22 protein-coding genes and 2 riboswitches are annotated in these 23,354 nt (G+C 69.5%); of the genes, 15 read left to right on the forward strand and 7 right to left on the reverse strand.

The genetic code is table 11. From position 1 onward, the window contains the following. The first annotated feature begins 42 nt into the window (after window positions 1-42). The 3 genes from OHA25_RS55365 to OHA25_RS55375 are packed head-to-tail and all read left to right on the forward strand — an operon-like array spanning window position 43 to window position 2,292. Window positions 43-573 (forward strand): PadR family transcriptional regulator, encoded by a 531-nt coding sequence (locus tag OHA25_RS55365; RefSeq protein WP_327584834.1) that lies wholly within the window; start codon window positions 43-45, stop codon window positions 571-573. A 19-nt stretch (window positions 574-592) separates the two neighbouring features. After that, window positions 593-1,546, forward strand: coding sequence for an ATP-binding cassette domain-containing protein (locus tag OHA25_RS55370; RefSeq protein ID WP_327584835.1), 954 nt, complete (start codon window positions 593-595; stop codon window positions 1,544-1,546). Beyond that, entirely contained in the window at window positions 1,543-2,292 is a 750-nt protein-coding gene (locus tag OHA25_RS55375; RefSeq protein ID WP_327584836.1) for an ABC transporter permease, read from the forward strand. Before OHA25_RS55370 ends, OHA25_RS55375 begins: the two co-directional genes overlap by 4 nt. Here the strand turns inward: OHA25_RS55375 and OHA25_RS55380 are convergent. From OHA25_RS55380 to OHA25_RS55390, 3 genes are all read right to left on the reverse strand, one after another. Further along, entirely contained in the window at window positions 2,272-3,105 is an 834-nt protein-coding gene (locus OHA25_RS55380) for a MurR/RpiR family transcriptional regulator (protein WP_327584837.1), read from the reverse strand. The genes OHA25_RS55375 and OHA25_RS55380 overlap by 21 nt on opposite strands. A gap of 156 nt (window positions 3,106-3,261) precedes the next feature. Further along, window positions 3,262-4,911, reverse strand: a complete 1,650-nt coding sequence (gene hutU / locus OHA25_RS55385; RefSeq protein ID WP_327584838.1) for a urocanate hydratase — start codon at window positions 4,909-4,911, stop codon at window positions 3,262-3,264. Between the two features lie 53 nt (window positions 4,912-4,964). Next, window positions 4,965-6,674, reverse strand: coding sequence for an ABC transporter ATP-binding protein (locus tag OHA25_RS55390; RefSeq protein ID WP_327584839.1), 1,710 nt, complete (start codon window positions 6,672-6,674; stop codon window positions 4,965-4,967). A 219-nt stretch (window positions 6,675-6,893) separates the two neighbouring features. Between OHA25_RS55390 and OHA25_RS55395 the strand changes: the two genes are divergently transcribed. The 5 genes from OHA25_RS55395 (at window position 6,894) to OHA25_RS55415 (ending at window position 12,605) form a co-directional block, all read left to right on the forward strand. Continuing rightward, entirely contained in the window at window positions 6,894-8,270 is a 1,377-nt protein-coding gene (locus tag OHA25_RS55395) for a DUF4331 domain-containing protein (RefSeq protein WP_327584840.1), read from the forward strand. A 151-nt stretch (window positions 8,271-8,421) separates the two neighbouring features. After that, a complete protein-coding gene (locus tag OHA25_RS55400; RefSeq protein ID WP_327584841.1) occupies window positions 8,422-9,624 on the forward strand; it encodes a tetratricopeptide repeat protein in 1,203 nt (400 codons plus the stop codon). Next, on the forward strand, window positions 9,621-11,174 hold the full coding sequence (locus OHA25_RS55405; RefSeq protein ID WP_327584842.1) for a nickel/cobalt transporter: 1,554 nt from the start codon (window positions 9,621-9,623) through the stop codon (window positions 11,172-11,174). Before OHA25_RS55400 ends, OHA25_RS55405 begins: the two co-directional genes overlap by 4 nt. A 61-nt stretch (window positions 11,175-11,235) precedes the next feature. Then, window positions 11,236-11,811 carry a PadR family transcriptional regulator gene (locus OHA25_RS55410; RefSeq protein WP_327584843.1) on the forward strand — a complete coding sequence of 192 codons (576 nt, stop codon included), beginning with the start codon at window positions 11,236-11,238 and terminating at the stop codon, window positions 11,809-11,811. Further along, on the forward strand, window positions 11,808-12,605 hold the full coding sequence (locus OHA25_RS55415; protein WP_327584844.1) for an SGNH/GDSL hydrolase family protein: 798 nt from the start codon (window positions 11,808-11,810) through the stop codon (window positions 12,603-12,605). The genes OHA25_RS55410 and OHA25_RS55415 overlap by 4 nt, the downstream gene beginning before the upstream one ends. Here OHA25_RS55415 and OHA25_RS55420 read toward each other — a convergent pair. The 3 genes from OHA25_RS55420 to OHA25_RS55430 form a co-directional block, all read right to left on the reverse strand. Beyond that, window positions 12,578-13,264: a nucleotidyl transferase AbiEii/AbiGii toxin family protein gene (locus OHA25_RS55420; RefSeq protein WP_327584845.1), complete on the reverse strand. Its 687-nt coding sequence runs from the start codon at window positions 13,262-13,264 to the stop codon at window positions 12,578-12,580. The genes OHA25_RS55415 and OHA25_RS55420 overlap by 28 nt on opposite strands. A gap of 225 nt (window positions 13,265-13,489) precedes the next feature. Continuing rightward, on the reverse strand, window positions 13,490-14,245 hold the full coding sequence (locus OHA25_RS55425; RefSeq protein WP_305918290.1) for a hypothetical protein: 756 nt from the start codon (window positions 14,243-14,245) through the stop codon (window positions 13,490-13,492). Window positions 14,246-14,285: 40 nt separating this feature from the next. Next, window positions 14,286-14,990 (reverse strand): FadR/GntR family transcriptional regulator, encoded by a 705-nt coding sequence (locus OHA25_RS55430; RefSeq protein ID WP_327584846.1) that lies wholly within the window; start codon window positions 14,988-14,990, stop codon window positions 14,286-14,288. 123 nt (window positions 14,991-15,113) lie between these two features. On the opposite strand from OHA25_RS55430, the gene OHA25_RS55435 reads away from it, so the two are divergent. The 4 genes from OHA25_RS55435 to OHA25_RS55450 are packed head-to-tail and all read left to right on the forward strand — an operon-like array spanning window position 15,114 to window position 19,290. Then, window positions 15,114-16,475, forward strand: a complete 1,362-nt coding sequence (locus OHA25_RS55435; RefSeq protein ID WP_327584847.1) for a glutamine synthetase family protein — start codon at window positions 15,114-15,116, stop codon at window positions 16,473-16,475. A gap of 2 nt (window positions 16,476-16,477) precedes the next feature. Next, window positions 16,478-17,818 (forward strand): aldehyde dehydrogenase family protein, encoded by a 1,341-nt coding sequence (locus tag OHA25_RS55440; protein WP_327584848.1) that lies wholly within the window; start codon window positions 16,478-16,480, stop codon window positions 17,816-17,818. Window positions 17,819-17,823: 5 nt separating this feature from the next. Then, a complete protein-coding gene (locus OHA25_RS55445; protein ID WP_327584849.1) occupies window positions 17,824-18,588 on the forward strand; it encodes a 3-oxoacyl-ACP reductase in 765 nt (254 codons plus the stop codon). A 9-nt stretch (window positions 18,589-18,597) separates the two neighbouring features. After that, complete coding sequence (locus OHA25_RS55450) at window positions 18,598-19,290, forward strand: gamma-glutamyl-gamma-aminobutyrate hydrolase family protein (RefSeq protein ID WP_327584850.1); 693 nt, start codon at window positions 18,598-18,600, stop codon at window positions 19,288-19,290. On the opposite strand, the gene OHA25_RS55455 is transcribed toward OHA25_RS55450, so the two are convergent. Further along, the gene (locus tag OHA25_RS55455) at window positions 19,287-20,120 is read right to left on the reverse strand and encodes a hypothetical protein (RefSeq protein WP_327584851.1); all 834 of its coding nucleotides are present in this window, start codon (window positions 20,118-20,120) and stop codon (window positions 19,287-19,289) included. The two genes, OHA25_RS55450 and OHA25_RS55455, sit on opposite strands and share 4 nt — an antisense overlap. Before the next feature lie 93 nt (window positions 20,121-20,213). Beyond that, window positions 20,214-20,311, forward strand: a riboswitch (glycine riboswitch). Beyond that, window positions 20,312-20,407, forward strand: a riboswitch (glycine riboswitch). Between the two features lie 34 nt (window positions 20,408-20,441). On the opposite strand from OHA25_RS55455, the gene gcvT reads away from it, so the two are divergent. The 3 genes from gcvT to OHA25_RS55470 are packed head-to-tail and all read left to right on the forward strand — an operon-like array spanning window position 20,442 to window position 23,347. Continuing rightward, a complete protein-coding gene (gcvT, locus tag OHA25_RS55460) occupies window positions 20,442-21,527 on the forward strand; it encodes a glycine cleavage system aminomethyltransferase GcvT (RefSeq protein ID WP_327584852.1) in 1,086 nt (361 codons plus the stop codon). Next, complete coding sequence (gene gcvH / locus OHA25_RS55465) at window positions 21,524-21,913, forward strand: glycine cleavage system protein GcvH (protein WP_305918297.1); 390 nt, start codon at window positions 21,524-21,526, stop codon at window positions 21,911-21,913. Before gcvT ends, gcvH begins: the two co-directional genes overlap by 4 nt. Before the next feature lie 57 nt (window positions 21,914-21,970). Further along, window positions 21,971-23,347 carry an L-serine ammonia-lyase gene (locus OHA25_RS55470; protein WP_327584853.1) on the forward strand — a complete coding sequence of 459 codons (1,377 nt, stop codon included), beginning with the start codon at window positions 21,971-21,973 and terminating at the stop codon, window positions 23,345-23,347. Window positions 23,348-23,354: the final 7 nt, after the last annotated feature.

The following is a 23,354-nucleotide window of genomic DNA, read 5'->3' on the forward strand; positions in this document are numbered from 1 at the left end:
TGATGTTGACGGTTACTCAAATTTGAGTACAAACTTGAACCCATGTCATCGATGCGCGTTCTGATCCTGGGCGTCCTCCTCAACGGCCCCATGAATGGCTACGGGGTCCGCAGGCGCCTGGAGGGGATGAGCGCCGACGTCTGGGCCAGCGTCGCCTACGGCTCGATCTACCACGGACTCGGCAAGATGGCCGACGAGGGCCTGCTGGAGCTCGTCGAGGCGGGCAAAGGCGGCAAGGGCGTCTACGCGATCACGCAGGCGGGCCACGAGGAGTTCCAGCGACTGCTGCTGAAGGCCTGGCACGAGGTCAGACCCATCATCGACCCGTTCCAGGTGGCGCTGACGTTCATGGACAAGCTGGAAAAGCAGGAGCTTTTGAGCGCTCTGCATGGCAGGATGGCGCAGCTCAAGATGGGCGTCGACACGATGGGCCACATCATGGACCTCAAGCACCACCACGGCGCCCCTGGCCACATCCGCGAAAACCTGCTGCTGACACGGGCCATGCTCCAGGCCCAGCTCGACTGGATCGAGAAGGCGATTCCGCGCGTCGAGGCAGACGAACTGCCGTGAATTTCATCCAAGGATTCTCATGATCGTTGAGGCGCACGACTTAAAGAAGACGTTCACCACCAGGAGCCGCAAGGGCCCGCAGACCGTCGAGGCGGTGCGCGGCGTCGACCTGCGTATCGAGAAAGGCGAGATCTTCGGCGTGCTCGGGCCCAACGGCGCCGGCAAGACCACCACGATCAGGATGCTGGCCACGCTGATCACCCCCGACGCGGGCACGGCCGTGATCGCCGGGCACGACCTGCTCAAGGAGCCCGCCGCCGTCAGGAGCCGGCTGGGCTACGTGAGCCAGGCCGGCGGGGTCGAGGACACGACCAGCGCCAGGGCCCAGGTCATGATGGCCGCCAAGATCCACGCCGTGGCCGATCCGAAGCAGGCGACGGCCGAGGTGCTGGAGCGCTTCGATCTCACCGAGATCGCCGACCGCCCCGGCCGTACGCTGTCCGGCGGCCAGAAGCGGCGGGTCGCCATCGCGATCGGCCTGGTGCACAACCCGCCGCTGCTCTTCCTCGACGAGCCCACCACCGGCCTGGACCCACAGAACCGGGCCAACCTGTGGGACCGCATCGAGCAGCTCCGCGAGTCGGGCACCAGCGTGCTGCTCAGCACCCACTACCTGGACGAGGCCGACGCGCTGTGCGACCGGCTGGTGATCGTCGACCACGGCCTGGTCGTGGCCGAGGGCACCCCGGCCGCGCTCAAGCGCGAGGTCTCCGGCGACGTGATCACGCTCAGGGTCGACGATCCCGCGCGGGCGGCCGAGACGCTCGGGCCGCTCGCCCGGGAGACCCGGCTCGACGAGGACCTGCTGCGCGTCTACGTGGACGACGGCGAGCACACGCTGCCCGCGCTGCTGCGCGCGCTGGAAGAGCAGGGCGTGAAGCTGAGCTCGATCGCGCTCGACCGCTCCACGCTCGACGACGTGTTCCTGGCCAAGACCGGCCGATCCCTGCGCGACACCGGAGCCGCCGCATGATCCGCCACACCGCCCTGTTCACCGGCTACGAGCTGAAGAAGTCGTTCAGCAATCCGATCTGGCCGCTGTTCGGCATCCTGCAGCCGGTGCTCTATCTGGTGATGTTCGCTCCCCTGTTGAAGACCATGACGCCCGGCGGCACGACGGTCGACGCCCTGCGCATGTTCACCCCGGCGGCGATGATGATGATCGCCGTCTTCGGGTCGATGTTCTCCGGGTTCGGGCTGATCGCCGAGCTGCGCGGCGGCTCGATCGAACGCTACGCCGTCAGCCCCGCGTGGCGACCGGCCATCGTGCTCGGGCGGGTGGCCAAGGACATGGTCCAGCTGGTCCTCCAGGCGATCCTGGTGCTCATCGTGGCGATCGCGATGGGCGTGCGCATCGGGGCCGTCGAGCTGGTGCTCGTGCTGTTGCTCATGGCCGCGACCGGCCTGTTCGCCTCCAGCCTGTCGCAAGGGCTGGCGCTGACCATCCGGGACGAGAACGGCATGTCGCAGACGCTCAACCTGTTCATGCTGCCGATCATGCTGCTGGCCGGGCTGTTCGTGCCCATCTCGTTCGCGCCCGAATGGATGAAGGCGATCGCGCCGGTCAATCCGCTCTACCACGCGGTGGAGGCGGGGCGGGCGCTGTTCGCCGGGCAGCTGTCCGACTCCTCGATCCCGATCGCGTTCGCGCTGTTCATCGTGCTGGCGGTGGTGACCACGATCTGGTCGATGCGGTCGCTAGGCAAGATCGCCGGGTAGGAACGCGCCGGTCTCGTCGGTCATCCGCTCGTACTCGTCGAGCCGGGCCTGCGTACGCAGCGGCGCCGCGTCCGCCATGGCCTCCACCAGGGCCATGGCGAGAGCCAGCGGCGCCGCATGCGAGTCGAACACGAGCCGGTCGCCGACCGGCGCGTCCAGCACCACCTCGGCCGGGAAATCCGGCTTGTCGGTGATCGCCGCCACCCTCAGCCCGAGCTTTTCCGCGTAGTCCAGGGCCTGCACCGCTTCCGTGGGATATCGCGGCAACACCACGGCCACCAGCCACTCCGCCCCGGCTCGCCGCGCCGCGTGCAACCCGTCGGTCAGCTCCGAACCGCCGTGGGTGAGCAGCCGCACGTCGGGGTGGATGCGGCGGGCGTAGTAGGCGAACGTCGTGGCCAGCCCGCAGGAGACCCGCAGTCCCAGCACGGGCAGGGGCTCGGTGGCGGCCAGGTGCTCACCCAGCTCCTTGAGCGGGAACGCCGTCAGGCGCTCCCGCACCACGGCCAGGTTGCGGATCTCAGAGTCGATGGCGCCGCGCAGCAGGCTCTCCTGCGGCTCGGGCACCCCGCCGCCCAGCACGAGCGGCCGCAGCGCCTGGCGTAGCTCCGGATATCCGGCGAAACCCAGCACCATGGCGAATCTGGTCACCGACGGCTGGCTGACCCCGGCCCGCTCGGCGAGCTCGACACTGGACAGGAAGATCGCCTCGTCCAGGTGCTCGCCGAGGTAGTGCGCGATTCTGCGCTGCACGGGCGACAACCTCCGGCCATCCAGCAGCACACCCAGCCCACCGTGATATCCGTCGCCCACGCCACCTCCAACGTCGTCTGCCCCGCATTCTCATCCCACACCCATGCACCGACTGTGCCTTACTTCGGCTGAGGCCCCGCCTGCGCGCCACGCCCTCCCAGCGCCGCCGCGGCGAGACGACGTGCAGTGCGGTTCGGCGCAACCGGGACGGGGGCGTCAGGACTCTCGCATCGGGATGCGGACACCACGCGCGTCGGCGACCTCGGCGGCCTCCTCGTAGCCGGCGTCCACATGCCGCATGACCCCCGTCCCAGGGTCATTGGTGAGGACCCGGTTCAGCTTCTCCCCGGCCAGCGCCGTGCCGTCGGCCACCGTCACCTGGCCGGCGTGGATGGACCGCCCGATCCCGACCCCGCCCCCATGGTGAATCGACACCCACGCCGCCCCCGAGGCCGTGTTGAGCAGGGCGTTCAGGAGCGGCCAGTCCGCGATCGCGTCCGACCCGTCCGCCATGGCCTCCGTCTCCCGGTACGGCGACGCGACGGACCCGCTGTCCAGATGGTCGCGCCCGATCACGACGGGCGCCTGAAGCTCTCCCGAGGCCACCATGTCGTTGAAGCGCTCCCCGGCCACGTTGCGCTCGCCGTATCCCAGCCAGCAGATGCGCGCGGGCAACCCCTGGAAGTGCACCTTCTCCCCGGCTTTCCTGATCCATCGCGCGAGCGGCTCGTTCTCGGGGAAGAGCTCCAGGATGGCCCGGTCGGTGGCGGCGATGTCGGCGGGGTCGCCGCTGAGCGCCGCCCACCGGAACGGCCCCTTGCCCTCGCAGAACAGCGGCCTGATGTACGCGGGCACGAACCCGGGAAAGTCGAAGGCCCGCCCGTAGCCGGCCAGCCGCGCCTCGCCCCTGATCGAGTTGCCGTAGTCGAAGACCTCGGCCCCCGAGTCCTTGAACCCGACCATGGCCTCCACGTGCCGCGCCATCGAGGCCCGAGCCCGCTCGGTGAACCCCGCGGGATCTTTCTCCCGCGACGCCGCCATGTCCTCGAAGGCGATGCCGAGCGGCAGGTACATCAGGGGATCATGGGCGGAGGTCTGGTCGGTCACGATGTCGATCTCGGCTCCGCGGGCCAGCAACGCGGGCACGAGCTCCGCGGCGTTCCCCACGACCCCGATCGACAGCGGCCGCCGCGCGTCGCGGGCCTCGTACGCCAGCCGCAGCGCCTCATCCAGCGAGGCGGCCTCCACGTCGAGGTAGCGGTGCTCGATGCGGCGGGTGACCGAGCGCGGGTCGCAGTCGACGCAGATGGCCACGCCGCCGTTCATGGTGACGGCCAGCGGCTGGGCGCCGCCCATCCCGCCCAGTCCCGCCGTCAGCGTGATGGTGCCGGCCAGCGTCCCGCCGAACCGCTTCGCGGCGACGGCCGCGAACGTCTCGTACGTGCCCTGCAGGATGCCCTGCGTGCCGATGTAGATCCACGACCCGGCGGTCATCTGCCCGTACATGGTGAGCCCGGCCGCCTCCAGCCGCCGGAACTCCTCCCAGTTGGCCCAGTCGGGCACCAGGTTGGAGTTGGCGATCAGCACGCGTGGCGCCCATTCGTGCGTGCGGAACACGCCGACCGGCCGCCCCGACTGCACGAGGAGCGTCTCGTCGCCCTCGAGCGTCGTGAGCGTCCTGACCAGCGCGTCGTAGGACGCCCAGTCACGCGCCGCCTTCCCCGAGCCGCCGTAGACGACCAGCTGCTCGGGATGCTCGGCGACCTCCGGGTCCAGATTGTTCTGGAGCATCCGGAGCGCCGCCTCCTGCGGCCACCCCTTGGCGGTGATCGTGGTGCCTCGCGGCGCGCGCACGGTGCGGCTCATGGTGACCCTCCTGAATGAAGGCATTCATCTATGTCACCCGCAGACTACAACGACTACCCGACGAGGAACTGGGTGGCGGCCAGCTCGCGGTAGAGCTCGTCCGCGCCCACCAGCTCGGCATGCGTGCCGACGGCCCGTACGCCGCCGCTCTCCATGACCACGATCCGGTCGGCGTTCGTCACCGTGGACAGCCGGTGGGCGATGACCAGCACGGTCGTCTCCGTGGCGACCTCGGCGATGACCTCGCGCAGCCGCATCTCGTTGACCGCGTCGAGCTGCGAGGTGGCCTCGTCGAGCAGCAGCAGCCTGGGCTTGCGCAGCAGCGCCCGGGCGATGGCGACCCGCTGCCGCTCGCCGCCGGACAGCAGCACGCCGCGGTGCCCGACCGCGGTCTCCAGCCCTTCGGGCAGCCTCGCCACGAGGTCGTCGAGCCGGGTGCGGGCGAGGGCGCGGCGCAACTCCTTCTCGGTGGCGTCCTGAGCGGCGAAGAGCAGGTTCTCCCGCAGGGTGCCGGCCAGCACGGGGGCGTCCTGCTCGACGTACCCGAGCGCGGCGCGCAGCTCGCCCAGCGGCCAGTCGCGGATGTCCCGCCCGCCGATCTCGATCTTCCCGTCCTGGTGGTCGTAGAACCGTTCGAGCAGGCCGAACACCGTGGACTTGCCTGCTCCCGACGGCCCCACCAGCGCGGTGAGCCCGCCGGGCGGCACCTCGAAGCTGACCCCGTCGTGCACGACCGGCCGGTCCTCGCCGTACCGGAACACGACGTTCTGGAACGTCACCCCCACCGGCTCAGCACCACTCGCGACCACCACAGGCTCGGCGGGCTCGGCCGGCAGCTCCTCGATCTCCTTGATGCGCTTCAGCGCGGCCAGCCCCTGCTGGAGCTGGACCCCGCCCTGCACGAGCTGCCCGATCGGCGGCACCAGGTAGAACAGGTACAGCAGGAACGCGATCAGCGACGACACCTCCAGCGCGCCGGAGGCGACCCTGGCCCCGCCGACGGCCAGCACGGCGAGGAACGCGATCTGCACCGCCATCCACGTCGCCACCCCGGCCAGCGACGTCCACCCGGCGACCTGCAGCCCCCGGTCGCGGGCCCGCACCGCCGCGTCGCCGACCACGGCGATCTCCCGCTCCTCCGCGCCGCTCGCCTTGACGGTCCGGTACGCCTGCAGCGCCCGGTCCAGCACCGCTCCCATCTCGCCCACGGCCTCCTGGGCCTGCGACTGCGCCCGCTGGATCTTCGGCATGATGAGCGCGACGAGCCCGCCGATCACCACGATCACGAGCAGCGTGATCAGCAGCAGCACGCCGTCCATCGCCACCATCAAGGCGATGGCTCCGACCAGCATGAACGCCGCACTGACCGACTCGACGATGCCGTTGGTCAGCACCGCGCGCAGCAGCGTCGTGTCACCGGTCACCCGCGACAGGAGATCGCCGGGCTTGAGCCGGTCCACGTCGGCGACCTTGAGCCGGAGCATCCGGTCGACGAGCCTGCGCCGGGCGCCGAGCACGATGCCCTCGCCGGTGCGCTCCATCAGATAACTGCCGGCGGCTGACACGACGGCGCCGATCAACACCGCCGCGGTTAAGCCCAGCAGCGGCCCGGCCATGGACCCGCCTTGGCCGAAGGCGTCCACGACGTACTTGGCCAGCAGCGGCATCGCGAGCCCCGCCGCCGATCCGATCAAGCCCAGCAAGCCGCCCACGAGCAGGACCTTCCGGTGCGGGCGCACGTAGGCGAGCAGTTCCTTGATCACCACATCTCCTCTCACGACACATCTCGATGAGCTCCAACGAACGGGATGACGAAATCCACACCGGTCAACCTAAATTGACGACCTAAGTATGTCAACTTTGGTTGACCCTCCTCCTTGAGGAGGAGACCGACATCCGGATGCGGCCCACGGACGAATAGGGCGTCGAGGAACCCGGCCGGAACCTCGTACCAACCGATCAGCCCTTCGAAAGGACCGAAAATGGAGCTCCGGATCAACCGGCGCGCTCTTGTCGGACTTGGCCTCGCCGCAGCGGTTGCCGCGTCGTCGTTGGCCGTGCTCCGTACCGACTCCGGCATGGCTTCCTCGCACCGCGAGGCCCCCATGACCGCGGGTCTGCCGCAGATCGACAACACCGACGTGTACGCGTTCGTCAGCCCGGACAAGGCCGACACGGTGACCCTGCTGGCCAACTGGAACGGATTCCAGGAGCCCAACGGCGGCCCCAACTTCTACCCGTGGGACACCCGCGCGCGCTACAACATCAAGATCGACAACGACGGTGACGCCAAGACCGACATCACCTACCAGTGGACGTTCCGCGACGAGGACAAGCGCGGCAACAGCACGTTCCTGTACAACAACGGCCCCGTCACCTCGCTGAACGACCCCAACCTGCTCTTCCGCCAGCGCTACACGCTCAAGCGCATCACGCCGGGCGGCACCCAGACGCTGGTCTCCGACGGCATCGCCGCGCCGAGCAACGTCGGCCCGGCCTCCATGCCCGACTACGGCACCCTGCGCACCCAGTCCATCAAGGACCTGCCGAACGGCGGCAAGACGTTCGCCGGCCAGTCGGACGAGGCGTTCTTCCTGGACCTGCGCGTGTTCGACCTGCTCTACGGCGGCAACCTGTCCGAGGTCGGCCAGGACACCACCAGGGGCTACAACGTCAACACGATCGGCCTCCAGGTGCCGCAGAAGGACCTCGCGCTCAAGGGCGACCCCAAGCGCAACCCGGTGATCGGCATCTGCTCGACGACCGACAAGTTCAACGGCAGCAGGTACGTCCAGGTCTCGCGCCTGTGCAACCCGCTGGTGAACGAGGTCGTCGCGCCCGCCGGGCTCAAGGACGCCTACAACGCCCTGGACCCGTCGAAGGACGCCGACGTGTCAGCCCTGGTCAAGCGGGTCACCGACCCCGAGGTGGCCAGGCTGCTCGAGGCCATCTACGGCATCAAGGCGCCCGCGACCCCGCGCAACGACCTGGTCGAGATCTTCCTGACCGGCATCGCCAAGCAGAACGGCCCCATCAAGGCCGACCTGAACTCGCAGGTGCTCAACAAGGACGCCGGCAAGCTGCGTCCCTCCGAGCAGTTGCGGCTCAACATGTCGATCCCGCCCTCGAAGGACCCGAACAGGCTCGGCGTCCTGGCCGGTGACCTGCAGGGCTTCCCGAACGGCCGCCGTCTCGGCGACGACGTCGTGGACATCGAGCTGCAGGCCGTGGCCGGCGCCGCGCAGTCCGGCAAGCTCGTGCCCGGCCTGACGGACAAGGTGGACAAGAACGACAAGCCGTTCGGGCAGTCGTTCCCGTACATCCCGCTGCCCAGCAACGTCGCTGTGAACCAGCGCTAGACCCCGACCGGCCGGCTTCCCTCTCCAAACCGGCCGGTCCACCCCGGCGGCAGACCCCCGTCTCCCATCGTCTGCCGCCACAGAGAGGGCCGGCCGGCCGTGTTCCCCGTCACGGCCGGCCGTCCCGACACCCAACTCTGGAGCCTTCGACATGCGCACCCTCGCGATATTCGCCGGATTCGCCCTCATCGGGGCAATGATCTTTACGATCGTCTCCTTCTCCACCACGCCCGCGACCGAGCCCGCGGCGGCGGCCAAGCCCCTCACCGAGACCCTCCAGGAACGGCTCAGGCGCCTGCCCGGCGACTACCGCGGCTGGGCAGAGCTCGGCGCCCAGTACGTGGACCAGGCCAGGATCATCGGCGACCCGTCGTACTACACCAAGGCCGAGGGCGCGCTCGACACCGCCGCCAAGCTGAAGCCCGGCGACGACACGGTGCTGGCGGGCCAGGCCGCCCTGGCGGCCGGCCGCCACGAGTTCGCCGAAGCGGCACGGCTGGCCGAGCGGGCCCTCGACGCCAACCCGTACTCCGCCATGGCCTACGGTGTGCTGGCCGACGCCAAGACCCAGCTCGGGGACCTGCGCGGCGCCGAACGGGCCGTGGCCAAGATGCTGGACCTGCGCCCGGGGGTGGCGGCGTTCGCCCGCGCCTCCTACGCCGCGGAGCTGCGCGGCGACGTGGACGGGGCCCGCAGGTACCTGGACTACGCACACAAGGACGCCTGGCTCCCGGCCGACCTCGCCTACGCCCGCTACTACCTGGGCGAGCTGGCGCTGCACGAAGGCGACCTGGTCACCGCCGACGACTGGTACACCAAGGCACTCCAGGCCTACCCCGCCTACACGCCGGCCCTGGCCGGCCAGGCCAAGGCGGCGGCGCTCGGCGGCCGTCTGACCGAGGCACTCGACATCTACGAGCGGGTCGTCGAACGGCTCCCGCTCCCCCAATACCTCATCGAGCAGGGCGAGACCCAGCTCAAGGCCGGTGGGCGCCCCGACTGGACGTTGCTCAAGGCGCAGCGGCAACTGTTCGAGTCCGCAGCCGTGCAGGACTTCCTGACGTGGGCGGAGTTCGAGGCCGACCACGGGGATCCGGCTCTGGCCGTGAAGTATGCCAGGACCGAGTACGACCGCAACCAGAACCCCGTCTCCGCCGACGTCCTCGCCTGGTCCCTGTACAAGGCGGGCAAGCCGGAGGAGGCACTGCCGTACGCGAAGAAGGCCACCTCGACCGGCTGGCGCAACCCGCTGATCCGCTACCACCGCGCCAAGATCGAGCAGGCTCTGGGCCTGCCTGCGCGGGTGGACCCCGGATTCGATCCGTCACTCTCCGCCCTCGCGAGGTTCTCATGAGACCGGTCCGGCTCGGCCTGCTGTCCGGGGCGGCGGCCCTGCTGCTGTCCCTGTGCGCGGGCGTCCTGCTGCCCGCCTCGGCCCAGGCTGCGTCGTCGCTGCACCCGCTCGGCAAGTTCACCGCCAACCACTACAACGGCCTGCGGATCACCCCGTCCGAGGTACGCAACCTCGCCGTCGTGGACCTGGCCGAGTTGCCGACCCTCCAGGCCAAGCCGCAGGTCAACGCCGGGTACGCGGCCCGCCGCTGCGCCGCGCTCGCGGCCGCCCAACGTCTCGTGGTCGCCGGGAAGGCAGTGCCGTGGCGGGTGGCGAGCTCGGAGTTCGCCTACGCCCCCGGCGAGGGGGGTCTCCAGACCAGCCGCCTGACCTGCCGGCTCGTCGCCGCGGTCCGCGCCTCGGGAGACGTGGAGTTCACCGACGGGTTCGAGCAGGACAGGATCGGCTGGCGGGAGATCACCGCCGTCGGCGACGGGGTGCGACTGTCGCGTTCGTCGGTGCCCGCCGTGAGCGTGAGCCGGGAGCTGCGGGCGTACCCGGACGACCTGCTCGACCAGCGCACCGCCACGCTGACCGCGTCCGACGTGCCCGGGTCCGGCACCCTGTCCGACGTGCCCGGGTCCGGCACCATGTCCGGCCTGGGCACCGGCCTGTCGTCCCCTGGCGGCTCTTCCGGCGGCGCCGGCGTACCGGGCGGGATCGGGATCGGCGGGCCCATCGGTGACGCGCTGAGCGCCCTGGACCGGACGTTCACCGAGCTGGTCGGGTCGGACTCGCTGACGGTGCCGCTCGGGCTGCTGGCCGTCGGGCTGGCCGTGGTGCTGGGCGCCGGGCACGCGCTGATCCCCGGGCACGGCAAGACCATCATGGCCGCGTACCTGGCCGGGCGGCGCGGCCGGCCACGCGACGCGCTCGTCGTGGGGGCTACGGTGACGGCCACACACACGGTCGGGGTGCTGGTGGTGGGGTTGCTGCTGACCGTGTTCACGGCGCTGGCCGGGGAGTCGGTGCTGTCCTGGCTGGGCGTGGCCAGCGGCGTCTTGATCGCCGTCATCGGCCTCCGCCTCCTCCTGAACGCCCGCCGCGGCTCCCTCCACGGCCACGGGCGCGGGCATGGGCACGGGCACGGCCACGGCCACGGGCATGGACACGGGCACGACCACGAAAGCGACGATGACGGCAGCGGCAGCGGCAGCGGCAGCAACGACTCTGGCAATGCCGGCAGGGCCAGGCGCGCCGGACTTGTCGGACTCGGCGTGGCAGGCGGCCTCGTCCCCAGCCCCTCAGCCCTGATCGTCCTCCTCGGCGCGATCGCCCTCGGCCGCACCTGGTTCGGCGTAGCGCTGGTGACCGCCTACGGTGTCGGCATGGCGGCGACGCTGACCATCACGGGCCTGCTCCTGGTCAAACTGGTGGACCGCCTGGAACAACGCGCCTCCACCGGCCGCCGCCTGGCCGCCAGGGTGTCCGGCCTGGCCCCGCTCGGCACGGCCGCGATGGTCGTCCTCCTGGGCACGGGCCTCGCCCTCCGCTCGGCGATCGCCCTCTAGCACGACCGCCCACGCCACACCTATAGTCATGTCCATGACTACTCATGGGCATGACTAGTCCATGGCCCTCCGACACGCGGTCCTGGCGGCCCTGCTCGACGGCGAATACAGCGGCTACCAACTCACCAAGATCTTCGATGTCGGCGTCTCCAACTTCTGGTACGCCGCCCCGCAGCAGCTCTACGCCGAGCTGACCAAGCTCGAGGCCGACGCCCTGGTGTCCGGCCGGGAGGTCGTCCAGCAGGGCCGCCCCAACAAGCGGGTGTTCAAGGTCACCGAAGCCGGCGTCGACGAGCTGGCGGCCTTCGCCGCGGCCCCGGCCAAGCCCTTGTTGATCCGTGAAGACCTGGCCGTCAAGGTCCACGCTGTTGACGTGCTCGACCCCGCGCCGGTGATCGAACAGCTCCAGGAACGGGCCGAGCAGGCCGCGGTCAAGATGGCGTTCTTCGAGCAGACCCTGGTACGCCTGCGCGGCGACCTGGATGAGGAGACGTTCCTGCGCGAGGGGGACCGCATCGGCCCCTACCTGTCCTGCCTGGCCGGATGCCGGCTGGAGCGGGAGATGCGCGACTGGTGCCTGCAGACCGCGCGGACGCTGAGCGAGCGCGCCGCCCACGCCGGAAGGAAGACCCCATGATCTACAGCCGATACGTCGCTCTCGGCGACAGCCAGACCGAGGGCCTGGGCGACGGCGACGACGTCCGCGGCCACCGCGGCTGGGCCGACCGCTTCGCCGAGCAGCTGGCCTGCGCCAATCCCGACCTGCTCTACGCCAACCTCGCCGTCCGCGGCCGCCAGGCCGCCCAGATCCGGGACGAGCAGTTGCCGGCCGCTCTGGAGCTTCGCCCCGACCTGGCCACGGTCATGGCGGGCATGAACGACATCATCCGCCCCGGCTTCGACGCCGCTCAGGTGGCCGCTGTACTGGAGGACATGTTCGTGGCTCTGACCGGCGCGGGAGCTCGGGTGGTCACGGTGACGTTCCCCGACATCGGCGCGATCGCGCCGCTGGCCAGACCGCTCCGGCCCAGGGTGCTCGACCTCAATGCCCGCATCAGGGACGCCGCCGCACGCCACGGCGTCACGCTCGTGGACACGTTCCGGCTCGCCTACGTCACCGACGCGCGGATGTGGAGCGTCGACCGGCTGCATGCCAGTCCGGAGGGCCACGCCCGCTTCGCCGCCGGAGTCGCGCACGCCTTGGAGCTGCCGGGCAGTGACGACACGTGGACGGCTCCGCTCCCGGCGCTGGCCGCGCCATCGCCCTGGCGCGCGGCGGCGGTAGAGGCGCGGTGGCTGGCCACGTTCCTGGGGCCGTGGCTCGCCCGCCGTTTGCGCGGCCGCTCCTCAGGCGACGGCCGCACGGCCAAGCGTCCCCTGCTCACACCGGTGATCGTCGGCGATCAGTCGATCTCGGGCACGTCGGGATAGTCGTAGTCCGCATCGCCGTCGTCGGCCCGCCGAAGCTTGATGTCCTCGAGCCATGCCTGAGCGAAGCGCCGGACCTGTCTGATCTGCTCTTCGCCAAGTCCATAGGCTTCGAACTCCTCGCTCCCCATGAGATCGACGAACTCCAGCCGCATGGCCAGCTCAGAGGGCGAGAAATGATCGTTGTGCGGCTTGGCCAGGCTCTCCAGCGCGCGGAACGAGTAGAGATGGCTCACGGACTCGACGTCGATGACGTCGCGGGCGTAGCTGCGCTCGTGCAAGGCCCGCATCTTGAGCCCGATCGCGTCTTCCACACTCAGCACTCGCACCGTGCCGCACGTGACCGGAGGCTGTTGGAGGGCTTCCCGCAGCAGGTCGAATTCGCAACGCTCACTGGTCGCCGTGTCCTCGATCATCAAACGGCCCATCCGCGGTGTCACCTCGATGATCGACGTCTGCAGCGCCGCGGCGTGGAACGCGCCCGTGACGCCGCTGACCACATCGGTCAGCCCTATCTCCGTGGCGAAATCGAGGTTTCGGCTCAGCCGGTCCGTGAAACCATGGGCCCGCATCGCATAGCCACCCGCGAGCGCCAACGCATAGCGCTCGCACACCGGCGACACCACGTCGAGCAGCCGCTCCTGGAAGGGCAGAAAGCGCATCAGCCGGACGTCTTCCTCCGGAGGAGCTTGTTCTCCCAGGCCTGACGGTATCCCGGACCAAGCCCCTTTCTCAGCACCGGCCAGTCGGCGACGAGATGGTCAGTCCCGACCACACCAGGTGCTGCGGCAAGGCCACGACACCCCTCGGCAGGGCCCTGGAGGTCGTCCAAGGAGTCAGGGATCTTGTCCTCCAGCCCTTCGTACCGAGAAGGAAGCGGCATGACGTCAAGTATGCCGACGACCACGCCGCGTGGAAGGCAGATCATGACGCCCGGAGAGAAACTCCTGGAAGGCGATCTTGACCCCGATCACCGGCCGCCGCCACCTCTCCTCACGGTGGATGGCCCTGGCCATCTTGCGCGGCGACTTCTTGGCAAAGAACCAGTGCGCCCACGGCGACCCGGGCCGCGCCAGACGTATCGCCCCCACCAGGAGCATCGGCGGCACGAACAACCCTGCCATCCCGGTCCAGATCTTGCCCTTGAGCAGCGTGATCACCGCCAGCGCCGAGTTCGCGACGATCAACGCGGTGGGATTGACCCACGTGCCGTAGTCCCATATCAACGGGCGCAGGCCGATGAGGAGCAGGCCGGTGACGGCGATGGCGATGAAGACCGCGTCGACCGACGTCCGCCCTTCCTCCTCCCAGTACACGTCGTGCAGGTGCAGGATCAACGCGAACTCGTCCAGCACCAGCGCCGAGCCGACGCCGAACACGCAGGCCGCGAGCACGTATCCCGTCTGGGACGCGGGCGAGACGATGAACCCCGTCACCCCGCCGATCAACATCAGGATGACGCCGAACACGACGTGGTGGATGTGCATCTCCCCCACGTTCACGTTGCGGAACCAGCCCACCTTCGCCCTGATCAGGCGCACATTGATGCGGGTGGCGATGAACGCCACGATGAGCGTGACGAAGTAACAGAACAGCGGCAGCCGTCCCGTGTCGACGATGTTGTAGCGAAACCAATCCCCCATGACTTGTAAACGATGGTACGAGCCCCTTGCCGGTATCGCGTCAGGAGAGGAACCCTCGCAACAGCGCGGCCGTGCCTTCCAGGTGTTCGGTCATCGCCCGACGCGCCGCCTCGGGGTCGCCGGCGAGGATGGCGTCCACGATGGCCTGGTGCTGCCGGGCGGCGTGGTCCAGGTTGACCTGGAGCATCGGGATGGCGTTCAGCAGGTCGCTCACCCGCGACCGCGCGTCGGCGCAGGTGGTGGCCAGCAGGGTCGAGCCGGTCAACTCGGCGATGGACAGGTGGAAGGCCGTGTCGAGACGGCGGTAGTCCGTCAGCGAGGCCTCGTTCAGCTCCGACAACCTGCGGAGCAGCACGGCCCGCTTCTCGCCGGTCAGCTCGGAGGTGGCCAGGACCTGGGCCGCCCCGCACTCGACGGCCAGCCGGAACGTCAGGGCGTCGGAAAGGTCGTCCATGCCCATCTCCGCCAGGACCTGCCGCAGGTCGCCCGCGTCCGGTTTGGGCGGCTCGTACGTGACGAAGGCCCCTCCATACCGTCCCCGCCGCACGTCCAGGTAGCCCGCGTCCGACAGGGCACGGATCGCCTCGCGAAGGGTCACCCTGCTGATGCCGAGCTGGACGGCCAGCTCACGCTCGGGGGGAAGCTTGTCGCCCGGCGCCACCACGCCCAGCTTGATGGCCTGGAGCAGCCGTTCCACGGTCTCCTCGAAGGCGTTGCCCGCCCTGACCGGGCGCAACACCGTCATCAAACGCGCCGACTCGTCCAACGTGGCCTCAGGTCTTGACAAGCGATCCCGGCATGCACATCAATGGTCTGAGACTAGCCCAATCACCGGAAAGCGCGCCATGCCAGATGGGAGCGACGTCACGTGAGCAGCGAAGGGTTCCTGACCGCCGACGAGCTGCGTGACGAGGTGGCGGCCGGGCGGATCGACACCGTTCTGCTGGCGATCGCCGACATGCAGGGCCGGTTGCAGGGCAAGAGGTTGTCGGCGCGCTACTTTCTCGAAGAGGTGCTGCACCACGGCTCCGAGGGCTGCAACTACCTCCTCGCGGTGGACGTGGACATGAACACCGTCTCGGGCTACGCGATGTCGTCCTGGGAGCGCGGATACGGCGACTTCGTGATGAAGCCCGACCTGGCCACGCTGCGCCGGGTGCCGTGGCAGGAGGGGACCGCGATGCTGATGGCGGACCTGGCGTGGGAGGACGGCGGCGACGTGACCGCCTCGCCCCGCCAGATCCTGCGCAAGCAGCTGACCCGCCTGGCCGAGCGCGGCCTGGCCGCGTATGTGGGCACCGAGCTGGAGTTCGTCGTCTACGAGGACAGCTACGAGGACGCCTGGAAGCGCGCCTATCGCGACATGTCGCCCGCGAACCTCTACAACGTCGACTACTCCCTCCTCGGCACCGCCCGCATCGAGCCGCTCCTGCGCCGCATCAGGCGGGGCATGGAAGGCGCCGGCCTGTACGTCGAGTCCGCCAAGGGCGAATGCAACCTGGGCCAGCACGAGATCGCCTTCCGCTACGACGAGGCGCTCAAGACCTGCGACAACCACGCCATCTACAAGAACGGCGCCAAGGAGATCGCCGCCCAGGAGGGCAAGTCGATCACCTTCATGGCCAAGCCGAACCAGCGCGAGGGCAACTCCTGCCACATCCACATCTCGCTGCGCACCGTGGACGGCGACCCGGTGATGGCGGGCGAAGGGCCGTTCGGGCTGTCGCCGCTCGGCGCCCGCTTCATCGCCGGCCAGCAGGCCTGCCTACGCGAGCTCACCCTCCTGTACGCCCCCAACATCAACTCCTACAAGCGCTACGTGCCCGGCAGCTTCGCCCCAACCGCCGTCAAATGGGGCGTCGACAACCGCACCTGCGCGCTGCGCCTCGTCGGCCACGGCCAGTCGCTGCGCGTGGAGAACCGGGTGCCGGGCGGCGACGTCAACCCGTACCTGGCGGTGTCCGCGCTGATCGCGGCCGGGCTCTACGGGATCGACAACGAGCTGCCGCTGGAGGACCCCTTCGAGGGCAACGCCTACGCCTCGGGGGCCGAGACCGTGCCGCACACGCTGCGCGACGCGCTGGCCCTGTTCGAGGGGTCGAAGCTGGCCCGGGTGGCGTTCGGCGAGGACGTGGTCGAGCACTACGCGAACAACGCGCGGGTGGAGCTGGCCGCGTTCGACGCGGCGGTGACGGATTGGGAGATGTTCCGTGGGTTCGAACGGATGTGAGCATGAAGATCGTTAATCCGGCGACCGAGGACGTGCTCGCCGAGGTCGAATTGGCCGACGCGGCCGAGGTCGACCGGGCGGTGGAGCGTGCCAGGAAGGCGTACCCGGCCTGGCGCGACGTGGCCCCCGGCGACCGGGCGCGGCTGCTGCGGCGCTTCGCCGACCTGGTGGGCGAGCACGGCGAGGAGCTGGCGGGGCTGGAGCTGGCCAACGCCGGGCACCCGATCGGGAGCGCCCGCTGGGAAGCCGGCGCCGTACGCGACGTCCTGCACTTCTACGCCGCCGCCCCCGAACGCAACCACGGCAAGCAGATCCCGGTGCCGGGCGGTGTGGACATCACGTTCCAGGAGCCCCTGGGCGTCGTGGGCGTCATCGTGCCGTGGAACTTCCCCATGCTGATCATGTCGTGGGGCGTGGCCCCCGCGCTGGCGGCCGGTAACACCGTGATCGTCAAGCCGGCGGAATGGACTCCGCTGTCGGCGCTGAGGCTGGCGGAGCTGGCCTTGGCGGCGGGCCTCCCCGAGGGGGTGCTCCAGGTTCTGCCTGGGGCAGGGGAGGTCGCGGGGGCCCGGCTGGTCGAGCACCCGGACGTGGCCAAGATCGTGTTCACCGGCTCCACCGAGGTGGGCAAGGAGATCGCCGCCAAAGCGGCCGCGCAGGTGAAGCGGGTGACGCTGGAACTGGGCGGCAAATCCGCGAATATCATCTTCGCGGACGCGGACCTCGAGAAGGCCGCGAAGGCGGCTCCTTACGCTGTCTTCGACAACGCGGGGCAGGACTGCTGCGCCCGTTCCCGGCTGCTCGTCCAGGCCGACGTGTACGACGACTTCATGGCCCTGCTCGCGCCCGCCGTTCAGGCCGTCAAGGTCGGCGACCCGCTCGACGAGAGCACCGAGATGGGCCCACTCATCAGCGCCGAGCACCTGGAACGCGTCCGCGGCTTCGTCCAGGACCCCTACCTCCAGGGAACGTGCCCGCAGGGCAAGGGCTTCTGGTTCCCGGCGACCGTGCTGACCCCCGACGTCACCGACCGGACGTTCAACGAGGAGATCTTCGGGCCCGTGGTGTCGGTGGCGCCGTTCAAGGACGAGGCCGACGCCGTCAGGATCGCCAACGACACTCCGTACGGACTGAGCGGCTCCATCTGGACCCGGGACGTCGGGCGGGCGCTCCGGGTGGCCAGGGCGGTCGAGTCGGGCGCGCTCTCGGTGAACTCCAACTCCTCGGTCCGCTACTGGACCCCCTTCGGCGGCTTCAAGCAGTCCGGACTCGGCAGGGAACTCGGCCCGGACGCCCTGGCGGCGTTCACCGAGACCAAGAACGTCTTCATCTCCTGGGAGTGAAACAAGTGCAGCGGTTGCAGGATCGGGTGGCGGTCATCACCGGCGCGGGCAGCGGCATCGGGCTCGCCACGGCCCGCAGGTTCGCCGAGGAGGGCGCCAAGGTCGTCTGCGTGGACGTCGACGAGGAGGCGGGCGGCAAGGCCGCCAACGAGGTCGGCGGCCTCTTCATCAAGGCCGACGTGACCAGCGAGGACGACGTCGTCAGGATGTTCCAGACGGCGTACGACACCTACGGCAGCGTCGACATCGCCTTCAACAACGCCGGCATCTCGCCGCCCGACGACGACTCGATCCTGGAGACCGGCATCGACGCCTGGCGCCGCGTCCAGGAGGTCAACCTGACCAGCGTCTACCTGTGCTGTAAGCACGTCCTCCCGTACATGCGGCGGCAGGGCAAGGGCTCGATCATCAACACGGCGTCGTTCGTGGCCGTCATGGGGTCGGCGACGTCACAGATCTCCTACACCGCCTCCAAGGGCGGCGTGCTGGCGATGTCGCGGGAGCTGGGCGTGCAGTTCGCCAGGGAGGGCATCAGGGTGAACGCCCTGTGCCCCGGCCCGGTCAACACACCGTTGCTACGGGAGTTGTTCGCCAAGGACCCGGAGCGGGCGCAGCGGCGGCTGGTGCACGTACCCGTGGGGCGCTTCGCCGAGGCGACGGAGATCGCGGCGGCGGTGGCGTTCCTGGCCAGCGACGACGCGTCGTTCATCACGGCCAGCGAGTTCCTGGTGGACGGCGGCATCTCCGGCGCCTACGTGACGCCGCTCTAGGAGGAAATCGTGCGTCCGGTCATCGGGATCACCTGTTACGTCGAGCCGGCGAAGTTCACGGTGTGGGCGGACATGACCGTCGCGCTGCTGCCGTACATGTACGTGGAGCAGGTCGTCCGCGCCGGCGGGCAGCCGGTCGTGCTGCCGCCGGCCGGCGATCCCGCGCCTGTCGTGGGGCGGCTCGACGGGCTCATCCTGGCGGGCGGGGGCGACATCGACCCGGCCCGCTACAGCCAGGAGCCGGGGGAAAAGGTCGGCTATGTTCGCAAATTTCGGGATGAGGCCGAGTTTGCGGTGCTGAATGCCGCTCTCGAGGCCGGCCTGCCGTACCTGGGGATCTGCCGCGGCCTCCAAGTGCTCAACGTCGCCCTCGGCGGCACCCTGCACCAGCACCTCCCCGACGTGGTCGGGCACGACGGGCACTCCCCCGCGCCCGGCCGCTTCGGCCCGCTGCCCGTCGTCCCCGTGCCGGGCACACGCCTGGCCAAGGCGCTGGGCACGGAGCCGGTGACGGTCCCGCACTACCACCACCAGGCCATCGACCGCCTCGCCCCGGGCCTCACGGTGTCCGCCACCGCCGAGGACGGCACGATCGAGGCGGTCGAGATGGACACGGAGTCGTTCACGATGGCCGTGCAGTGGCACCCGGAGGCGGCCGAGGACTGCGCGATCTTCGAAACCTTCGTGGCCGCCTGCCGCTAACCGACGGGCTTGAGCACGCTGTCGAGGACGACGACGCCCGCGCCGTACTTCTGGTCGAACGTGCGGCGCAGGTCGTCGGAGGCGAGCCAGGTCTCCACCTCGACCCGGTTGCGAGTGACGCTGGGCGCGGAGGAGATGAGGGCGTCGCCCAGCTCCTTCTCGACCTCCCGCTGGATCGCGTGCAACTCGGCCTCGGTACGCTCCGCGCCGCTGACGCACAACGCGCCGCCCCAGACCTCGCGGATCCACGCCTCGCGCCCGGCCAGGTCGCCGGTGAACCTGAGATTGAGCACCTGCCCCCGCGCGTAGGCGTCGAGTTCCTCCGACGGGTCAGGCGTCGGCCCGATGGGTTCGATCCAGGCGCCCGCGAACTCCTTGGCCGTCCCCGCCCGCTTCATCGCCTTCTCCAGGGTCGCCTCCGTGGCCTTGGCGGGATCGACGGGCCGCCAGCCGCCCTCGGGCGCGGGGCACGGAGTGGTGAAGTCGGTCGTCGGAGGCTCCTCATACACGGGCGAGCCGGGCGGCTCCGTGAGGGTCAGCCGGGCGCCGTCCCAAGTGCCGACGACCCGGTACGAACCCCATTTCACGCCGCCCTGCGACTCGTGCCCGACCTTGCTCCAGTCCCAGCCGACCACGTCGGGGCCACCGCACTGCGGCGGGAAGGACTCGGCCACCGCCCAACACAGCTGAGGCCCGTGCCCGTGGCCTTCGAGCACCGTCAGGCTGGCCTCGTACCGAGGGGGCGGCGCCGGGGACGCGGCGCTCTCGGCGCCGCAGGACGTGATGGTCAGGGCCGCCGCGAGTCCGATGGCCGCCATTCGCCGGTTCATGCCCCTTCAACGTCATCACCGCCCGAGCGGTTCACGGGCGCCCGAACGCGACAAGACCCCCGTAACGGCACTAGGCTTACGGGACATCACCCACGAAACCGTGCGGGAGAGCACCCTGACAGCCGGTCAGGGTCCCTGAAGGAGCAAGCCCTCCCCGCGAACCTCTCAAGGCAAAGGACCGCACGGACGAGGTGTCCTCTGGAAAGCAGGCCTGTGGGCCTCGCCGAAGGTGAAAGTCCGGCAAAACCCGGGCGAAGCTCTCAGGCATCGATGACAGAGGGGGAGGATGCTGGCATCCGATCCTGTCCTGAGGTGCGATAAATGTCCCGACCGACACCGCTACGAGACGTTCACGAGAGCCTCGGCGCCACGCTGACCGACTTCGCGGGGTGGCTCATGCCCCTCCGGTACGGCAGCGAGTCCGCGGAGCACAACGCCGTCCGGCAGGCGGCGGGGCTGTTCGACCTGTCGCACATGGGCGAGATCTTCCTGACGGGCCCGCAGGCCGGCCAGGCCCTGGACTATGCGCTGGTCGGGCATCTGTCAGCGCTGGAGCCCGGGCGGGCCAGATACACCATGATCGTGAACGAGCGTGGCGGGGTGCTCGACGACCTCATCGTCTACCGGCTCGGGGACGAAGAGTTCATGGTGGTGGCAAACGCCTCAAACTACGAAAAAGTCGGAAATGAGCTGAAAGAGCGTACGAAGGCGTACAACGCCGTCGTGGACGACCGCTCCGACCAGTACGCGCTCATCGCCGTCCAGGGCCCGCGGGCGCAGGAGATCCTCGCCACGCTCACCGACGCCGACCTCGGCGGCCTCAAGTACTACGCGGGCCTGCCCGGCGTGGTGGACGGCCGGCAGGCGCTGATCGCCCGCACCGGTTACACCGGCGAGGACGGCTTCGAGCTCTTCGTCGCGAACGAGGATGCCGCGCCGCTGTGGCACGCCCTCATGGCGGCCGGCGAGCCGTACGGGCTCAAGCCCGCGGGCCTGTCCAGCCGCGACACGCTCCGCCTCGAGGCGGGCATGCCGCTGTACGGCAACGAGCTCAGCGCCGAGCTCACCCCGTTCGACGCGGGGCTCGGCAGAGTGGTGAAATTCGACAAGCCCGGCGACTTCGTCGGCAGGACGGCGCTCGAGGCGGTCAAGGACGACCCGCCGCGGCGCCGCCTCGTCGGCCTGGTCGCGCGGGGACGCCGGGTGCCGCGCCACGGTTACCCGGTGACCAAAGACGGCGCCGTCGTCGGCGAGGTCACCAGCGGTGCGCCTTCCCAGACTCTGGGCAAGCCCATTGCTATGGCTTACGTGGACACCGGCATCGAAGAAGGCCTGGCCGTGGACATCCGGGGCAGTCAAGAACCTATGGACCTGGTAGAGCTGCCCTTTTACAGGAGGAAGAAGTGAGCAACATCCCTGACGAGCTGAGCTACACCAAGGAGCACGAGTGGGTGGCCGGGCTCGATGACGGGCTGACCGTGACCGTCGGCATCACGGCTTTCGCCGCCGACGCCCTCGGTGACGTGGTCTACGTGCAGCTCCCCGAGGTCGGTTCGACCGTAGAGGGCGGCGACTCCGTCGGCGAGGTGGAGTCGACCAAGTCCGTGAGCGAGATCTACACGCCCGTCGCCGGCGAGATCGTCGAGATCAACCAGGCCGTCGTGGACGACCCGTCGGTCGTCAACAGCGACCCGTACGGCGAGGGCTGGATGTTCCGCGTCCGCATGGAAGGCGACGCGGAGGACCTGCTGTCCGCCGAGGAGTACAAGGCGCTCACCTCAGGCGAGTCCTGACCCATTTCGCCGGGGCCCGTTCAGCGGGCCCCGGCCTTGCATGAAAGGCGCCCATCAATGGCGATCAGCGTCTTCGACCTGTTCAAGATCGGTATCGGCCCGTCGAGCTCGCACACGGGCGGCCCGATGGCGGCCGCGCACAAGTTCGCCCGCGGCCTGGACGAGGACGGCCTGCTGCCGCGCGTGGCGCGCGTCCAGGCCATCCTGTACGGCTCACTCGGCCTCACCGGCAAGGGCCACGGCAGCGACAAGGCCGTCCTGCTGGGCCTGTCGGGCGAGAAGCCCGAACTCGTGGACGTGGACACCATCGACGACCGCCTGACCGCGATGCGCGCCTCCGGCACCGTCAACCTCTACGGCACCCACGAAATCCCCTTCGTCGTCGGCGAGGACCTGATCTTCGAACGCAAGATCTCCCTCCCCGAGCACCCGAACGGCATGCGCTTCACCGCCTACACCGCGGACGGCGACACGCTGCGGGAAAAGGTCTACTTCTCGGTCGGCGGCGGCTTCGTCGTGGACGAGAACGCCACCGGCGCCGACCGCATCAAGCCCGACGACACCGTGCTTCCCTACCCCTTCACCACCGGGGAAGAGCTCCTCAAACACTGCTCGAACACGGGCCTGTCGATCTCCGCCCTGATGCTGGAGAACGAGAAGGCCTTCGGCCGCACCGAGGAAGAGATCCGCGCCGGAATCCTCAACCTGTGGAACGTCATGTCGGACTGCGTCCGCCGCGGCATCTCCAAGGAAGGCGTCCTGCCCGGCGGTCTCAAGGTCAAGCGCCGCGCCAACCAGCTCTACCGCCGCCTGCAGACCGAGCCCCCCGAGAAGGACCCGCTCCAGGCCATGGACTGGGTGACGCTCTTCGCCCTGGCGGTCAACGAGGAGAACGCCGCCGGCGGCCGCATCGTCACCGCCCCCACCAACGGCGCCGCCGGCATCATCCCGGCCGTCCTGACGTACTACACCCGCTTCGTCCCCCACGCCGACGACGACGGCGTAGTCCGCTTCCTCCTCACCGCCGCCGCCATCGGCGTCCTCTTCAAGGAGAACGCCTCGATCTCCGGGGCCGAGGTGGGCTGTCAGGGCGAGGTCGGCTCGGCCTGCTCGATGGCCTCCGCCGCCCTCACGGAGGTCATGGGCGGCACGCCGGAGCAGGTGGAGAACGCCGCCGAGATCGGCATCGAACACAACCTGGGCCTGACCTGCGACCCGATCGGCGGCCTGGTCCAGATCCCGTGCATCGAACGCAACGCGGTCGCCTCCAACAAGGCGATCACGGCGGCGAGAATCGCCTTGCGCGGCGACGGGAAGCACTTTGTGGCCCTGGACAAGGCCATCAAGACGATGAGGGACACCGGCCGGGACATGCTGGACAAGTACAAGGAGACGTCGCGAGGCGGCCTAGCCGTCAACGTCATCGAGTGCTGACCTGACC

This window comes from Nonomuraea sp. NBC_00507 (assembly GCF_036013525.1).
Lineage (GTDB): Bacteria > Actinomycetota > Actinomycetes > Streptosporangiales > Streptosporangiaceae > Nonomuraea.

Bases quoted from the DNA above. Each gene is read 5' to 3' on its own strand.
- OHA25_RS55365 (WP_327584834.1), top strand. From the start codon at position 43: ATGTCATCGATGCGCGTTCTGATCCTGGGCGTCCTCCTCAACGGCCCC.
- OHA25_RS55370 (WP_327584835.1), top strand. From the start codon at position 593: ATGATCGTTGAGGCGCACGACTTAAAGAAGACGTTCACCACCAGGAGC.
- OHA25_RS55375 (WP_327584836.1), top strand. From the start codon at position 1,543: ATGATCCGCCACACCGCCCTGTTCACCGGCTACGAGCTGAAGAAGTCG.
- hutU (WP_327584838.1), bottom strand. From the start codon at position 4,911: ATGAGCCGCACCGTGCGCGCGCCGCGAGGCACCACGATCACCGCCAAG.
- OHA25_RS55395 (WP_327584840.1), top strand. From the start codon at position 6,894: ATGGAGCTCCGGATCAACCGGCGCGCTCTTGTCGGACTTGGCCTCGCC.
- OHA25_RS55400 (WP_327584841.1), top strand. From the start codon at position 8,422: ATGCGCACCCTCGCGATATTCGCCGGATTCGCCCTCATCGGGGCAATG.
- OHA25_RS55405 (WP_327584842.1), top strand. From the start codon at position 9,621: ATGAGACCGGTCCGGCTCGGCCTGCTGTCCGGGGCGGCGGCCCTGCTG.
- OHA25_RS55410 (WP_327584843.1), top strand. From the start codon at position 11,236: ATGGCCCTCCGACACGCGGTCCTGGCGGCCCTGCTCGACGGCGAATAC.
- OHA25_RS55415 (WP_327584844.1), top strand. From the start codon at position 11,808: ATGATCTACAGCCGATACGTCGCTCTCGGCGACAGCCAGACCGAGGGC.
- OHA25_RS55420 (WP_327584845.1), bottom strand. From the start codon at position 13,264: ATGCGCTTTCTGCCCTTCCAGGAGCGGCTGCTCGACGTGGTGTCGCCG.
- OHA25_RS55425 (WP_305918290.1), bottom strand. From the start codon at position 14,245: ATGGGGGATTGGTTTCGCTACAACATCGTCGACACGGGACGGCTGCCG.
- OHA25_RS55430 (WP_327584846.1), bottom strand. From the start codon at position 14,990: ATGACGGTGTTGCGCCCGGTCAGGGCGGGCAACGCCTTCGAGGAGACC.
- OHA25_RS55440 (WP_327584848.1), top strand. From the start codon at position 16,478: ATGAAGATCGTTAATCCGGCGACCGAGGACGTGCTCGCCGAGGTCGAA.
- OHA25_RS55455 (WP_327584851.1), bottom strand. From the start codon at position 20,120: ATGAACCGGCGAATGGCGGCCATCGGACTCGCGGCGGCCCTGACCATC.
- gcvT (WP_327584852.1), top strand. From the start codon at position 20,442: ATGTCCCGACCGACACCGCTACGAGACGTTCACGAGAGCCTCGGCGCC.
- OHA25_RS55470 (WP_327584853.1), top strand. From the start codon at position 21,971: ATGGCGATCAGCGTCTTCGACCTGTTCAAGATCGGTATCGGCCCGTCG.